The organism is Aquiflexum gelatinilyticum, assembly GCF_024813435.1.
GTDB lineage: Bacteria > Bacteroidota > Bacteroidia > Cytophagales > Cyclobacteriaceae > Cognataquiflexum > Cognataquiflexum gelatinilyticum.
The window spans coordinates 409,934-425,803 of sequence record NZ_JANAEZ010000003.1 but is presented as its reverse complement, the minus strand read 5'-3'; the positions used below and the strand labels follow the sequence as shown (position 1 = coordinate 425,803).

The 15,870-nt window shown below is 42.5% G+C and carries 5 protein-coding genes; 3 read left to right on the top strand and 2 right to left on the bottom strand.

Annotation, left to right across the window (positions count from 1 at the left end; all coding sequences use genetic code 11):
• Window positions 1–130: 130 nt before the first annotated feature.
• From NK987_RS09770 to NK987_RS09760, 3 genes are all read left to right on the top strand, one after another.
• Window positions 131–1,108, top strand: a complete 978-nt coding sequence (locus NK987_RS09770) for a PorP/SprF family type IX secretion system membrane protein (RefSeq protein ID WP_259263688.1) — start codon at window positions 131–133, stop codon at window positions 1,106–1,108.
• A 586-nt stretch (window positions 1,109–1,694) separates the two neighbouring features.
• Window positions 1,695–12,050, top strand: a complete 10,356-nt coding sequence (locus NK987_RS09765; RefSeq protein WP_259263687.1) for a DUF7507 domain-containing protein — start codon at window positions 1,695–1,697, stop codon at window positions 12,048–12,050.
• Between the two features lie 51 nt (window positions 12,051–12,101).
• On the top strand, window positions 12,102–14,447 hold the full coding sequence (locus NK987_RS09760) for an OmpA family protein (protein WP_259263686.1): 2,346 nt from the start codon (window positions 12,102–12,104) through the stop codon (window positions 14,445–14,447).
• A gap of 219 nt (window positions 14,448–14,666) precedes the next feature.
• On the opposite strand, the gene NK987_RS09755 is transcribed toward NK987_RS09760, so the two are convergent.
• Together NK987_RS09755 and NK987_RS09750 are read right to left on the bottom strand one after the other, a co-directional pair.
• Window positions 14,667–15,185 carry a pyridoxamine 5'-phosphate oxidase family protein gene (locus tag NK987_RS09755; RefSeq protein ID WP_259263685.1) on the bottom strand — a complete coding sequence of 173 codons (519 nt, stop codon included), beginning with the start codon at window positions 15,183–15,185 and terminating at the stop codon, window positions 14,667–14,669.
• 19 nt (window positions 15,186–15,204) lie between these two features.
• Window positions 15,205–15,822: a DUF4142 domain-containing protein gene (locus tag NK987_RS09750; RefSeq protein WP_259263684.1), complete on the bottom strand. Its 618-nt coding sequence runs from the start codon at window positions 15,820–15,822 to the stop codon at window positions 15,205–15,207.
• Between the last annotated feature and the right edge of the window lie 48 nt (window positions 15,823–15,870).

The following is a 15,870-nucleotide window of genomic DNA, read 5'->3' as shown; positions in this document are numbered from 1 at the left end:
TACATTTTATACTATATTTACATCATAATAATGTATTTGAATCCTTTCATAACGATTTAGATCATTTTTAAAAACTCTAAACAAATAATCTTCTCGCAATCAGGTCACCCGGCCGTAAACTTTAAAAGTTATGAAAACAACATTTAGATTACTCGCAATCATTTTATTGGTTTCTTCTTTGAATTTTTCTGAATCAACCGCACAACAATTACCTCAGTTTAGCCAATACATTTTTAATGGACTGCATATCAACCCAGCATATGCCGGATATAAAAATGAAGGATATGTCCAAAGCACTTATAGAAGTCAGTGGGTTGGCTTCGAAGGCGCACCCGAAACATTCACTTTAACTGCAGATTTTAGTGCCAATGAAGGCATGATGGGTTTTGGAGCTACTGTTTTATCGGACAAAATCGGCCCGACCAAGACCACTTCTGCTATGTTGACTTATGCTTACAGGATACAGACAGGAAGAGAATCATTCTTTGGCTTAGGAGCCAGTGCAGGTATAGGCCAATACAGTATTAATGGAGATATGCTTAAAGCACTTCACGATAATGATCCTGAAATTCCTACAGGCACGATAAATATGATGACGCCAAATGCAAATCTTGGCTTGTTTTTCCACAACAATAAATTTTATGCAGGACTTAGTGCCTACAACCTAATAGGAAAGGGTTCCTTAGAAAAAGAAGACATCGCCTTAGCTTATCATGACATTCACTTCTACCTTACTGCCGGCGCTTTGTTGGATGTTTCTCAGAACGTAAAATTCAAACCATCTTTCCTTGTCAAGCAAGTAAAAGGATCACCTACCACTTATGATTTGAATGGCATGATGCTTTTTATGGATAGACTTTGGTTAGGAGCTTCTTACAGATCAAATCTAAATATCATGAGTGAAAATCCGGAAGCGGGTTCCTTAAGCAAAAGAAATGCAGTTGCCTTTATAGGTGAGATCTTCGCCACTCCAAACCTTAGAATTGGATACGCTTATGACCAAAATCTTAACGTACTTCAAAACATGAGAGCTAACTCACATGAAATCTCTGTCGGATACTACCTTTCAGCAAGAAAAGTTACCATGAAAAACCCCAGATGGTTTTAATAACTCTCAATTAACGGGAGTAAATCCCGAAAGAAATTAAATTTTGTTGCACTTTTTAATGTTTAGAGTCTATTTATCAAAAAGGCTGCTTGGGACTAATCCTCTTACAGGTAGCTTTTTTTTGTTTTAACCACCGAACACTTTTTGAAGAACCATAATTGGAAATATTCATTTCAATTATGGAAAAAATGCTCTCTTTAGGTAAAAAGGCTTTTAAACTACATGATTGGTTTAACGAAAATCCGAATAAAAAAGTAAATAAAGCGCACAATTTTGCTTTGTAAAACACAAGTTTTCTTTTTCTCAATAAAATTGAAACTTTTGAATTGAAGTTAAGATCAACAAATCACCCTATTCTTAAGATTTTGACTTTCCAAAGGTTTTTAGTAGTTGTTATTCAATTTTAAAGCTTTACAAAAACACCCATTTGTAAATCTTAATCTTTTAACCTAGCCAAAGCCTTAATAAAATATAAGGCAGAAAGCTTAGCACTAATTACTCGGAAATCAGATTCCACTTAGGTTTTGATTTTTGAAAATAATTTTCGGTGAGCAATCACCACACTCTTCAATTAATAGTAGTAATTATGAGAAAATTCAAAACTACTATAGCCTATTTGGCTATATTTTTCGTTTGGTTGTTGGGGATAATCCCCACAGAAACTCATGCACAGAACCAGCCAAATCTCATAGACTTGAGAGGCTGTGGAAGCTCATGTTCGTCAAATAATTTTACCATCAAGCAGGTTTATCTGAGTGATGCTTCAGGGGTACCTTTGTCAGATTCCTTCGCCACTTGTACTCCAGGTGTTCAACAAACCGCTTATATTTCTATCGTTTACAATTCGAACTCTGGATCAAGTACAAGTAATACCCGACTTTTTGCTGACTTATCTATCGGAGGATCGACTCAGTTCATAAATATTTGGCTGGGCGTCCTACCATCTGCAAAATCAGGAGACAAAATCGTCACCCTTAACCATTCATTTACTTGGTCATGTGGTGCACAAGTAAAGTTACTAAACCCACTTTTGGCTTGGACTACTTCAGGTTCAGCAAATCTTTTTTCAAGTTATCAATGTAATGACTATCCAAGTGCTCAATGTCAATTTGGATCTGACATAACAGTAGACGCTCCATTAGCTGTGCAGTTTGATTATACAGCCTGTACACAAAACGGTTCGACTAGTGTAAAATTCATATCTACCACAAATGGAGGTAGCGTACCCTACCGTTACAACTGGACTTTTGGTCCAAATGCAAGTCCGTCCACTTCTACTTTGGCTGATCCAACCGTTACCTATTCTTCAAACGGTACTGCCACTTTGGTTGTCACAGATTCAAAGGGAGTCACCAATACTTTTACAAAAACCATTACGCCACCAAGTGAATTGGCTATTTCCTCATCGGTGAGTCAACCTACTCCCGGGACCAATAATGGATCTATTTCATTGACGGTCAATGGTGGCACAGGTACAAAAACAGTAACATGGAACGATGGAACAACGGGATTAAACCGAACCAATTTACCTGCCGGAACATATATAGCTACTGTTACAGATGAATTTAACTGTCAAAAGACAGAAACTTTCATCATGACATCGCCTTTACCAAATATCAGTCTCATCAAATCAGGCCTCTATGTAGATTTAAATGGAGACGGTATACAAAATGTTGGAGACAGAATTAATTACACATTCTTGGTTACCAATACCGGGAATTTTCCACTTTCAAATGTAACGGTAACAGATCCGACTATTACCCTTAATGGATCTGCCTTTTCTTTAGCTGTTGGAGCTTCCAATAATACTGGTTTTACAGGATTTTATGATATAAAACAGGAAGACATAGATGCGGGATTTTTTACAAACAATGCATCAGTTTTTGCTTCCGCGGGCAATATTAATGTCTCAGCAACTGATTCTCATACTGAAACACTCATCCAGGCCCCCAATTTATTGGTGACAAAAACCCAGATTGGTGGCCCTAATCCGGTTACCGCAGCCGGCCAAAAACTTGATTATGAAATCACTGTCACCAATACGGGAAATATCAGTGTTACAAATTTAACTACCACGGATTTTTTACCTGGAACCACTTCGGGAATCAATCTCACAGTTTTGAGCGGAGATGTTACAGAACCAGGTATCCTGAACGTAGATGAAACATGGGTTTACAATGTTTCTTATACTGTAACACAGGCAGTTTTTGACCTTGGAGACAATCTTATAAATGTGGTCAATGTCACAAGCAATCAAGTTCCAGGGCCGGTTGTTGCTTCAGCAATCACCCCAGTAACGATCAGCCCGGCACTTTCCATCACCAAGACAGCAACCGAGTCAACCTTTGCCGCTGTCGGAGATGTATTGAACTACACCATCGTAGTGACCAACACAGGTAACGTTACTTTGAGCAATGTGGCTGTAAGCGATCCTTTGACAGGTTTGAATGTTTCTATTCCAAGCCTTGCTCCGGGTGCGGTTGAATCAATCCCGACTTCTTATACCGTAACACAATCGGATATCGATGCAGGAAAAGTGGACAATACCGCTTCGGCTGTTGTCGGAGCAGTAAATGTTTCCGCTTCCGAGTCTGTACCTGCAACCCAAAGCCCTGCGCTTTCCATTACTAAAACAGCAACCGAGTCAAACTTTGCCGCTGTCGGTGAGGTATTGAATTACACCATTGTTGTGACCAACACGGGTAACGTCACTTTGAGCAATATTGCTGTAAGCGATCCATTGACAGGTTTGAACACCTCTATTCCAAGTCTTGCTCCTGGATCAAGTGAATCCATTCCGACATCTTATACTGTAACACAGGCTGATATCGATGCGGGAAAAGTTGACAACACCGCTTCTGCAGCTATAGGTACAGTGAATGTTTCCGCTTCCGAGTCAGTTTCCGCAACACAAAGCCCTGCGCTTTCCATTACCAAGACAGCAACTGAGTCAACCTTTGCCGCTGTCGGTGATGTATTGAACTACACCATTGTTGTGACCAATACTGGTAACGTGACTTTGAGCAATGTTGCAGTTTCAGATCCTTTGACAGGATTGAATGTTTCTATTCCAAGTCTTGCACCATTGGCTTCTGAATCAATCGCTACTTCTTATACAGTCACCCAAAGTGATATTGATGCAGGAAAAGTCGACAACACAGCTTCCGCTGCTGTCGGTGCCGTCAATGTATCAGCTTCCGAGTCGGTTTCCGCAACACAGAGCCCTGCCCTATCCATCACCAAAACAGCAACTGAATCAAGCTTTGCCGCTGTGGGCGATGTATTGAACTATACCATTGTCGTGACCAACACGGGTAACGTGACTTTAAGCAATGTTGCTGTAAGCGATCCTTTGACAGGATTGAACACTTCTATTCCAAGTCTTGCACCTGGATCAAGTGAATCCATTCCGACATCTTATACTGTAACACAGGCTGATATCGATGCGGGAAAAGTTGACAACACCGCTTCTGCAGCTGTAGGTACAGTGAATGTTTCCGCTTCCGAGTCGGTTTCCGCAACACAGAACCCTGCGCTTTCCATTACCAAGACAGCAACTGAGTCAACCTTTGCCGCTGTCGGAGATGTACTGAACTATACCATTGTCGTGACCAATACAGGTAACGTGACTTTGAGCAATGTTGCAGTTTCAGATCCTTTGACAGGATTGAATGTTTCTATTCCAAGTCTTGCACCATTGGCTTCTGAATCAATCGCTACTTCTTATATAGTCATTCAAAGTGACATCGATTTAGGAAAAGTGGACAACACCGCTTCGGCTGCTGTAGGTGCAGTCAATGTCTCTGCTTCCGAGTCTGTAACTGCAACACAAAGCCCTGCGCTTTCCATCACCAAGACAGCAACCGAGTCAACCTTTGCCGCTGTCGGAGATGTATTGAACTACACCATCGTAGTGACCAACACAGGTAACGTTACTTTGAGCAATGTTGCAGTTTCAGATCCTTTGACAGGATTGAATGTTTCTATTCCAAGTCTTGCACCATTGGCCTCTGAGTCAATCCCGACTTCTTATACAGTCACCCAAAGTGACATCGATGCAGGAAAAGTGGACAACACAGCTTCCGCTGCTGTCGGTGCTGTCAATGTATCAGCTTCCGAGTCGGTTTCCGCAACACAGAGCCCTGCCCTATCCATCACCAAAACAGCAACTGAGTCAACTTTTGCCGCTGTCGGAGATGTACTGAACTATACCATTGTCGTGACCAATACAGGTAACGTGACTTTGAGCAATGTTGCAGTTTCAGATCCTTTGACAGGATTGAATGTTTCTATTCCAAGTCTTGCACCATTGGCTTCTGAATCAATCGCTACTTCTTATATAGTCATTCAAAGTGACATCGATTTAGGAAAAGTGGACAACACCGCTTCGGCTGCTGTAGGTGCAGTCAATGTCCCTGCTTCCGAGTCTGTAACTGCAACACAAAGCCCTGCGCTTTCCATCACCAAAACAGCTACTGAATCAAGCTTTGCCGCTGTCGGAGATGTACTGAACTATACCATTGTCGTGACCAATACAGGTAACGTGACTTTGAGCAATGTTGCAGTTTCAGATCCTTTGACAGGATTGAATGTTTCTATTCCAAGTCTTGCACCATTGGCCTCTGAGTCAATCCCGACTTCTTATACAGTCACCCAAAGTGACATCGATGCAGGAAAAGTGGACAACACAGCTTCCGCTGCTGTCGGTGCTGTCAATGTATCAGCTTCCGAGTCGGTTTCCGCAACACAAAGCCCTGCCCTATCCATCACCAAAACAGCAACTGAGTCAACCTTTGCCACTGTAGGCGATGTATTGAATTACACCATTGTCGTGACCAACACGGGTAACGTGACTTTAAGCAATGTTGCTGTAAGCGATCCTTTGACAGGATTGAACACTTCTATTCCAAGTCTTGCACCTGGATCAAGTGAATCCATTCCGACATCTTATACTGTAACACAGGCTGATATCGATGCGGGAAAAGTGGACAACACCGCTTCGGCTGCTGTCGGTGCAGTCAATGTCTCTGCTTCCGAGTCTGTAACTGCAACACAAAGCCCTGCGCTTTCCATTACCAAGACAGCAACTGAGTCAACCTTTGCCGCTGTCGGAGATGTACTGAACTATACCATTGTCGTGACCAACACGGGTAACGTGACTTTGAGCAATGTTGCTGTAAGTGATCCTTTGACAGGTTTGAATACAACAATTGCTTCCTTGGCGCCTTTGGCCTCTGAGTCAATAACGACTTCTTATACAGTAACACAATCGGATATCGATGCAGGAAAAGTCGACAACACAGCTTCCGCTGCTGTCGGTGCTGTCAATGTATCAGCTTCGGAGTCGGTTTCTGCAACACAATTACCTGCCCTATCAATCACCAAAACGGCCACTGAGTCAACCTTTGCCGCTGTCGGGGATGTATTGAACTACACCATTGTTGTGACCAATACAGGAAACGTGACTTTGAGCAATGTTGCAGTTTCAGATCCTTTGACAGGTTTGAACGTTTCTATTCCAAGCCTTGCTCCGGGTGCGGTTGAATCAATCCCGACTTCTTATACCGTAACACAATCGGATATCGATGCAGGAAAAGTGGACAATACTGCTTCGGCTTCTGTTGGTGCTGTCAATGTATCCGCTTCGGAATCTGTTTCCGCAACACAAAGCCCTGCGCTTTCAATCACCAAGACTGCGACTGAGTCAACCTTTGCAGCCGTAGGAGATGTATTGAACTATACCATTGTCGTGACCAACACGGGTAACGTGACTTTGAGCAATTTTGCTGTAAGCGATCCTTTGACAGGATTGAACACTTCTATTCCAAGTCTTTCGCCTGGATCGAGTGAATCCATTCCGACATCTTATACTGTAACACAGGCTGATATCGATGCGGGAAAAGTGGACAACACTGCTTCTGCTGTTGTCGGTTCTGTGAATGTTTCCGCTTCGGAATCAGTTTCTGCATCACAAACTCCTGCCCTATCCATCACCAAAACAGCCACTGAGTCAACATTTGCCGCTGTAGGAGATGTATTGAACTATACCATTGTTGTGACCAACACAGGTAACGTGACTTTGAGCAATGTTGCTGTAAGTGATCCTTTGACAGGTTTGAACGTTTCTATTCCAAGCCTTGCTCCGGGTGCGGTTGAATCAATCCCGACTTCTTATACCGTAACACAATCGGATATCGATGCAGGAAAAGTGGACAATACCGCTTCGGCTTCTGTTGGTGCTGTCAATGTATCCGCTTCGGAATCAGTTTCTGCAACACAAAGCCCTGCACTTTCCATCACCAAGACTGCCGCTGAGTCAACCTTTGCCACTGTAGGCGATGTATTGAATTACACCATTGTCGTGACCAATACAGGTAATGTGACTTTGAGCAATGTTGCTGTAAGCGATCCATTGACCGGTCTGAATACAACAATCGCAACTTTGGCTCCTGCTGCTTCACAGTCAATACCGACTTCTTATACAGTCACCCAAAGTGACATCGATGCAGGAAAAGTCGACAACACCGCTTCTGCAGCTGTCGGTTCGGTCAATGTCTCTGCTTCGGAGTCTGTTTCTGCTACACAAAGCCCTGCGCTTTCAATCACCAAAACAGCCACTGAATCAAGCTTTGCCGCTGTGGGCGATGTATTGAACTATACCATTGTCGTGACCAACACGGGTAACGTGACTTTAAGCAATGTTGCTGTAAGCGATCCTTTGACAGGATTGAACACTTCTATTCCAAGTCTTGCACCTGGATCAAGTGAATCCATTCCGACATCTTATACTGTAACACAGGCTGATATCGATGCGGGAAAAGTGGACAACACTGCTTCTGCAGCTGTAGGTACAGTGAATGTTTCCGCTTCCGAGTCGGTTTCCGCAACACAAAGCCCGGCGCTTTCCATCACCAAGACAGCCACTGAATCAACCTTTGCCGCTGTCGGTGATGTATTGAACTACACCATTGTTGTGACCAATACTGGTAATGTCACTTTGAATAACATCTCGGTTTCTGATCCTTTGACGGGATTGAATACAACAATCGCTTCTTTGGCTCCTTTGGCTTCTGAGTCAATCGCTACTTCTTATACAGTCACCCAAAGTGATATCGATGCAGGAAAAGTGGACAACACCGCTTCCGCTGCTGTCGGTTCAGTAAATGTCTCGGCTTCCGAATCTGTTTCCGCAACACAGTCACCCTCACTTTCCATCACTAAGACTGCAACTGAAAACACATTTGCCGCTATCGGTAATGTATTGAACTATACCATTGTCGTGACCAATACAGGTAACGTGACTTTAAGCAATGTTTCCGTAAGCGATCCTCTGACAGGTCTCAATACGGTCATTGCTTCTTTGGCGCCTTTGGCCTCTGAGTCAATCCCGACTTCTTATACAGTCACCCAAAGTGACATCGATGCAGGAAAAGTAGACAACACCGCTTCTGCAGCTGTAGGTACAGTGAATGTTTCCGCTTCGGAATCAGTTTCCGCAACACAAAGCCCTGCGCTTTCCATTACCAAGACAGCAACTGAGTCAACCTTTGCCGCTGTCGGGGATGTTTTGAACTACATCATTGTCGTGACAAATACGGGTAACGTGACTTTGAGCAATATTGCTGTAAGTGATCCTTTGACAGGATTGAATACAACAATTGCTACTTTGGCACCAGCAGCTTCGCAGTCAATCCCGACTTCTTACACTGTAACACAGACGGATATCGATGCAGGAAAAGTGGACAACACCGCTTCGGCTGCTGTAGGTACAGTGAATGTTTCCGCTTCCGAGTCGGTTTCCGCAACACAAAGCCCTGCGCTTTCCATTACCAAGACAGCAACTGAATCAAGCTTTGCTTCTGTCGGAGATGTATTGAACTACACCATTGTCGTGACCAATACCGGGAACGTGACTTTGAGCAATGTTGCTGTAAGCGATCCATTGACAGGTCTCAATACAACAATCGCTTCTTTGGCGCCTTTGGCTTCGCAGTCAATCTCGACTTCTTATACCGTCACCCAAAGTGACATCGATGCAGGAAAAGTCGACAACACAGCTTCCGCTGCTGTCGGTGCTGTCAATGTCTCTGCTTCGGAGTCGGTTTCTGCAACACAATTACCTGCCCTATCCATCACCAAAACAGCCACTGAGTCAACCTTTGCCGCTGTAGGAGATGTATTGAACTATACCATTGTTGTGACCAACACAGGTAACGTGACTTTAAGCAATGTTGCTGTAAGTGATCCTCTGACAGGATTGAACACTTCTATTCCAAGTCTTGCCCCCGGATCAAGTGAATCCATTCCGACTGCTTATACAATCACTCAAAGTGACATCGATGCAGGAAAAGTCGACAACACAGCTTCCGCTGCTGTCGGTGCTGTCAATGTATCAGCTTCGGAGTCGGTTTCTGCAACACAATTACCTGCCCTATCCATCACCAAAACAGCCACTGAGTCAACCTTTGCCGCTGTCGGTGATGTATTGAACTACACCATTGTTGTGACCAATACAGGAAACGTGACTTTGAGCAATGTTGCTGTAAGTGATCCTTTGACAGGTTTGAACGTTTCTATTCCAAGCCTTGCCCCCGGATCAAGTGAATCTATTCCTACTTCTTACACTGTAACACAGACGGATATCGATGCAGGAAAAGTGGACAACACCGCTTCGGCTGCTGTAGGTTCAGTCAATGTCTCTGCTTCGGAGTCGGTTTCTGCAACACAAAGCCCTGCGCTTTCAATCACCAAGACTGCGACTGAGTCAACCTTTGCAGCCGTAGGAGATGTATTGAACTATACCATTGTCGTGACCAATACAGGTAACGTGACTTTGAGCAATGTTGCTGTAAGTGATCCTTTGACAGGTTTGAATAATTCTATTTCAAGTCTTGCTCCGGGTGCGGTTGAATCAATCCCGACTTCTTATACCGTAACACAATCGGATATCGATGCGGGAAAAGTGGACAACACCGCTTCGGCTGCTGTCGGTGCTGTGAATGTTTCTGCTTCGGAATCAGTTTCCGCAACACAAAGCCCTGCGCTTTCCATTACCAAGACAGCAACTGAGTCAACCTTTGCCGCTGTCGGGGATGTTTTGAACTACATCATTGTCGTGACAAATACGGGTAACGTGACTTTGAGCAATATTGCTGTAAGTGATCCTTTGACGGGATTGAATACAACAATCGCTTCTTTGGCGCCTTTGGCCTCTGAGTCAATAACGACTTCTTATACAGTAACACAATCGGATATCGATGCAGGTAAAGTGGACAATACCGCTTCCGTAGCCGTAGGCGCTGTTAATGTTTCAGCTTCTGAATCGGTAACTGCAACCCAAAGCCCTGCGCTTTCCATCACCAAGACTGCAACCGAGTCAAGCTTTGCTTCTGTCGGAGATGTATTGAACTACACCATTGTCGTGACCAATACCGGGAACGTGACTTTGAGCAATGTTGCTGTAAGCGATCCTTTGACGGGATTGAATACAACAATCGCTTCTTTGGCGCCTTTGGCCTCTGAGTCAATCCCGACTTCTTATACAGTCACTCAGGCTGATTTGGATAGGGGTTTTGTAACAAATAGAGCAACTGCCTCCGGCGTTTCTATAAACGATGACCCTGCAGAAGATAGTGATGAAATCACCATAAATGCTTCGGAAAATCCAGGAATTGAAGTCACAAAAACTGCAAATACAGCTACTTTCTCTGAAATAGGTCAAGTAATAACCTATACCATCACGGTTAAAAACACAGGAAATATCACCCTGACCAACCTTGTGGTAAATGATCCATTGACCGGTCTGACTCAGGTAATCCCAATTATTGCCCCAGGTCAAACGATCGCCATCACCACAGAATATGTCGTCCAACTTAAAGACCTTACTGCCGGCTCGATTACAAACAATGTGTCCGTAACAGGCAAATCTAAAGACGGTAATGATGTGGGAGGAGATGATTCTGTGACCATCGGCGCATCTTCTACCCCTATAGATGCAATTGATGACGATATGGGTGAATACCCTGTAGATTTTGGAGGAATAATAGGTAACCTACTGATCAATGACCTATTGAACAATCAACCGGTAACCTTCACTGATGTCAACTTCGAATTCACTGAATTAGACGGCATCGTAGGTTTACTGATAGAAGAAAACGGTGAACTTAGCCTTATCCCCGGACTCAATGAAGCTCGTGAATACAGGTTAAAATACACCCTTCGTGAGGCATTGAACCCTAACAACAGTGATGAAGCATTTGTGGTGTTCGAACTTTTGGAAAATGACGTTGACCTAGCTGTAACCAAAACTTCAAATGGTATTGAAATCTATGAAGGTGATGAATTCGAGTATGAAATCGAAGTCAACAACATTGGGGAGACAGATGCCAAAAATGTGGTCATTGTCGATGACTTGCCAAACGGCCTTTCTTACATCTCTACAACAATCGCTGAAAGCAGTCCTTCGATAGAAGTTGGGACCTCAGTAAATGGCTCTAAAATCACCTACACGATTCCACTTTTCCCTGCAGGATCTAAATTATTGATCGAAGTAAGGGTAAAGGCAAATGCAATCAACAGCGAGAAAGCACTTCAGATTACAAATATTGTGAGGGTTTCATCTGATGGAGAGGATACCAATATGGAAGACAACAATGATTCCGACGTCAACCAGATCAATCCTTTCTTTATCCCTACAGTCATCACACCAAATGGTGATGGCCTAAACGACAGATTTGAAATCATGGGTCTCGGTAAATTTGAAACCAATGACATTGTCATCTTCAATAGAAATGGAGACCACGTATTTGAAAGAAAAAATTATGAAAATGATTGGTCTGCAGAAGGACTTGTTGCAGGAACCTACTTCTTCGTTATGAAATCAACAGATCGACAAGGAAAACTTCACGAATTCCAAGGTTGGATCCAAGTAATAAAAAGATAAGCCCTAGTATTTATTTAATTAAAACATCAAACAATCGAAATGAATCTGATTATGAGAAAATTTTTGATAATAACAGTTTTTGCAATGCTGACGGGCTTATCCGCATTTCCTGTGCATGCTCAAAACTCATTGCTAAGGTATGCAGAAAAACAATTTGAGTTGGAAAACTTCAGTCATGCAGCTGCCTTATATGAGCAAGCCCATGAGCGAAAGGCCACATATGCAAATGCACAAAAAGCCGCCATGTCCTACCAAAACATTCAGGAATATGACAAAAGCTTTGAATGGTGGAAGACTACAATCAGTTATGAAGAAGCCACAAGAGAGGATTTTTCAAATTACCTGTTGTCAGCGATGAAGGCTGAAAACGGAATGACATCCCAAGACCTACTTGCGGGAAGTCCATTCAAAGAATCGGCTTTCCCGGAAATAAACTTCGAAAAAATCAGGGAGATCAACAACAAAAAGGCAAATGTCAAATTGGTTCAACCAAAAGGTATCAATAGTGACGGTTCTGATTTCAGGATCACAGAAGATGTAATCGGAAACAAATATTTCACCAGTGACAGAGGCCCAGTATTTCCTTCAGAAAAACCTGCGGTAAGGTTAGATGCCAAAAGCAATGTCTTCAGTGAGGAAAAAAGTGATCTGAATGATCGTGAATTTTTTGGAATATACCGGTATACCAACAGTGATGCCCTTGAAAAATTGGCATTTGATGTACCGGGTGGTCTGGTTTACTCAGACCCAACATTGATGGAAAGCAAGAACCTTCTTTTTTATACCACTTTTAGAAATATCAGGAAGGTAAAGAAAACAAGGGAATATGAAGTCCATCCTGAGATTTTCTTCAGCACCATTTCTGCCGAAGGTACCCTCACTGACACCAAAGCTTTCCCGATCAATGATGCTACCAAGTATGGCGTCATGCATCCTTTTATTGATGAAAATGGAAAGAAAATCTATTTCGCATCTGATATGCCAGGAGGATTGGGTGGTTTTGATCTTTACTATATCTCCTATGATGATGCTTTGAATTTTGGAAGTCCGGTCAATCTTGGTCCTGTCATCAATACCTCTGAGGATGAAAGCCATCCATTTATCATGGAAGGAAAATTCTTTTTTTCATCAAAAGGGCATGCAGGACTTGGTGGAATGGATATCTTTAACTCAACCATCTCCAACGGAGATTTTGGCAATGTCGAGAATATGGGTGTTCCTTTCAATTCTCCAAGAGATGATTTTGGATACTATATCACATCCAAAGGTAAAAGATACCTGTCTTCAGACAGAAAAGGTGGAATGGGAATGGATGATATTTACCTCATTGAGGATTTGAATAAATTCCTACTTGCCAGGGTAATTGATTGTAACGGAAATATCATTTCGGAAGATTTTGAAACGACTTTGACAATCAAAAATCAAAATGAAAACCTGCCTACTAGAAGAGGAACGAAATCTGAGCTATTAGGAGACCTTCTTCCCGAAACAGATTATTCTTTGACGATCAGCAAGAAGGGATATTTCAGAATCCATGACCATGACATCACCACAAAAGGATTGCAGGGAGATACTTTGAAAAGGGAATACAGACTTGCCCCAATTCCTTACAATATGCCTGTATTTGTCGATATAGTCTATTACGACCTTGACAAATCCCAAATCAGAACCAATGCACAGCCGACTCTGGACAAAATCGCGGAGCTGATGAAAAAGTATAGCTTCATAGACCTCAAAGTCGGTTCTCATACAGATGCTCGCGCCAGCAAAGAATATAATGAGGCATTGTCGGAAAGACGTGCTGATGCTGTCAGAGAATACCTAGCCAAATACAACATACCCGAAAGCAGGGTGAAACTAGATTGGTTTGGTGAAGAAAAACGCACCAATGATTGTGGTGATGGGGTACCATGTCCTGAAACAGAACACCAGCTGAACAGGAGAAGTGAGTTGATCTTGGAAGCATTCCCGGACAAAAATATCGATTACGAAATGCCTGCTGAACTGATGGGTAAAGACATCTGCGATCCAGCAGCTTTATTTTCAGCACTGAACCATGATATTCCTACCATCTATTTTGACTTTGACAAATCTACACTCCGACCAGTCCATAAAACCGAGTTGGAACGTCTTGCCCTTCTCCTTCAAAGGATGGCAGGCATGAATCTTCAAATCGAAGGCCACACAGATCAACGTGGCAATGAGGCATACAATATGAAACTTTCAGAACGCAGGGCAAAAGCTGTCATGGAATACCTTACCAAAAGAGGTGTTGAGGTGGACAGGATGAGCAGCGAATGGCTTGGAAAAACAAAACCTGTCAATGATTGTGGTGCGGTGCCTTGCACAGAAGCCATGCATCAAATGAACAGAAGAACGGAATTACATCTAAGGTAAATTATACAGGATCTTATTTTTTTAACTTTAATTGAAGAGTTATTCGATAGAAAAAGAGTCTCCTTCTGGGAGACTTTTTTTGTTTTCCCCTATGCTATCAAAAAAAAGTGAATCCAACAATCCTACGATTACCGGATTCACCCTTATTCCCCTATCTAAATGTGGATGTTTGCACCACAGGCAATTACAGGGGTGTCAAAAAAAATATTTTCCAAAGGATTACAAACTATTCAATATCAAAGTGCCTTCATTGCCATCTACCAGGTTTTTACCTGTTGTGGCCGAAGCCAACATTTTGAAGAAATTGACCATTTTGTTTCCTTCCGTATCCCAATAGTAAGCAGTAGTAGGTATGACTTTCACGACGGAAATATTCGGGTCTTCTTTCCCGTCAGGAAACCAAGCATTGAGAACTGGTGACCAAAGTTCTTCGATCTTTTCTTTGTCGTAAATCAACTCGGCCACACCATTTACGATGAGGAAGCTATCTTTTCCCGGATGGGAATAGAAAAGCTGGACATTTTCATCTTGTTTTATTTCCTTGTTTTTATCGCTATCCGAGTTGCTGAAAAACCAGATATTACCTTCCTCACAAACTTTCTGTGTGCTCATGGGTCTACAAGATGCGCCATCATCTATTTTCAGGTTGGTGCAAAACATACAGATATCGATGGATTCAGCAAGTTCCTTTAATTTGAGAATTGCCTCTTCGTTTCCAAGATTTTTTATTCCGATCATTTTCTTCTGGTTTAATAATTTAAGAATCCATTTTATCACATTCCTCTTTACAGGCTTTTGCGTGTTCAAGATGGGTTCTCATGGTTGGAAGTTTCTGTGCTGCCCAAGCTTTGATTTCAGCATCTTCTGAATCGGTAGCTGCTTTTTCAAACAATTCAATGGCATCCTCATGATGCTCCACCATCAAGTCACTGTAAGCTTTTCCAAAATCATTCCCTGTTTTGTCTACAAGATCTTCGTATGTTTCCTTAGAATCTTCTGTGATCATTGTTGGAATCGAAACTGACTTCGATTGAGATAATGCCTGAAGTTCAGAAAGAGTTTTTGTATGGTCTGCTTCCATCATTTTACCCAATTCCTTTACATGCGTGGAATTACCGTTTTGTTGGGCTAATTTTCCCAAACTGATTTCTTCTAATTGCATTTCTGCTGCGGCCATCAAAAATTTCACGCCATTGTCATTGTCGATAACAACCATTGTTTCGTCGTCACTGGTAAGTCTAGAGACATTTTCTTCTTCAGCAACTTCCATTGAATCGGTTGTTTTGGTTTCTGAACAAGATGATGCAAAGAACACGGTGCCTGCGACACAAATCGTATGCAGCACAATGGATTTAATATTGATTTGAGTTTTCATAGTATAGTTTGGTTAAGTTTTATAAAAGATGCAAGGGACCTGTTATAG

Coding starts and splice junctions, on each gene's coding strand:
- NK987_RS09760 (WP_259263686.1), top strand. CDS start 12,102: ATGAGAAAATTTTTGATAATAACAGTTTTTGCAATGCTGACGGGCTTA.
- NK987_RS09750 (WP_259263684.1), bottom strand. CDS start 15,822: ATGAAAACTCAAATCAATATTAAATCCATTGTGCTGCATACGATTTGT.
- NK987_RS09770 (WP_259263688.1), top strand. CDS start 131: ATGAAAACAACATTTAGATTACTCGCAATCATTTTATTGGTTTCTTCT.
- NK987_RS09765 (WP_259263687.1), top strand. CDS start 1,695: ATGAGAAAATTCAAAACTACTATAGCCTATTTGGCTATATTTTTCGTT.
- NK987_RS09755 (WP_259263685.1), bottom strand. CDS start 15,185: ATGATCGGAATAAAAAATCTTGGAAACGAAGAGGCAATTCTCAAATTA.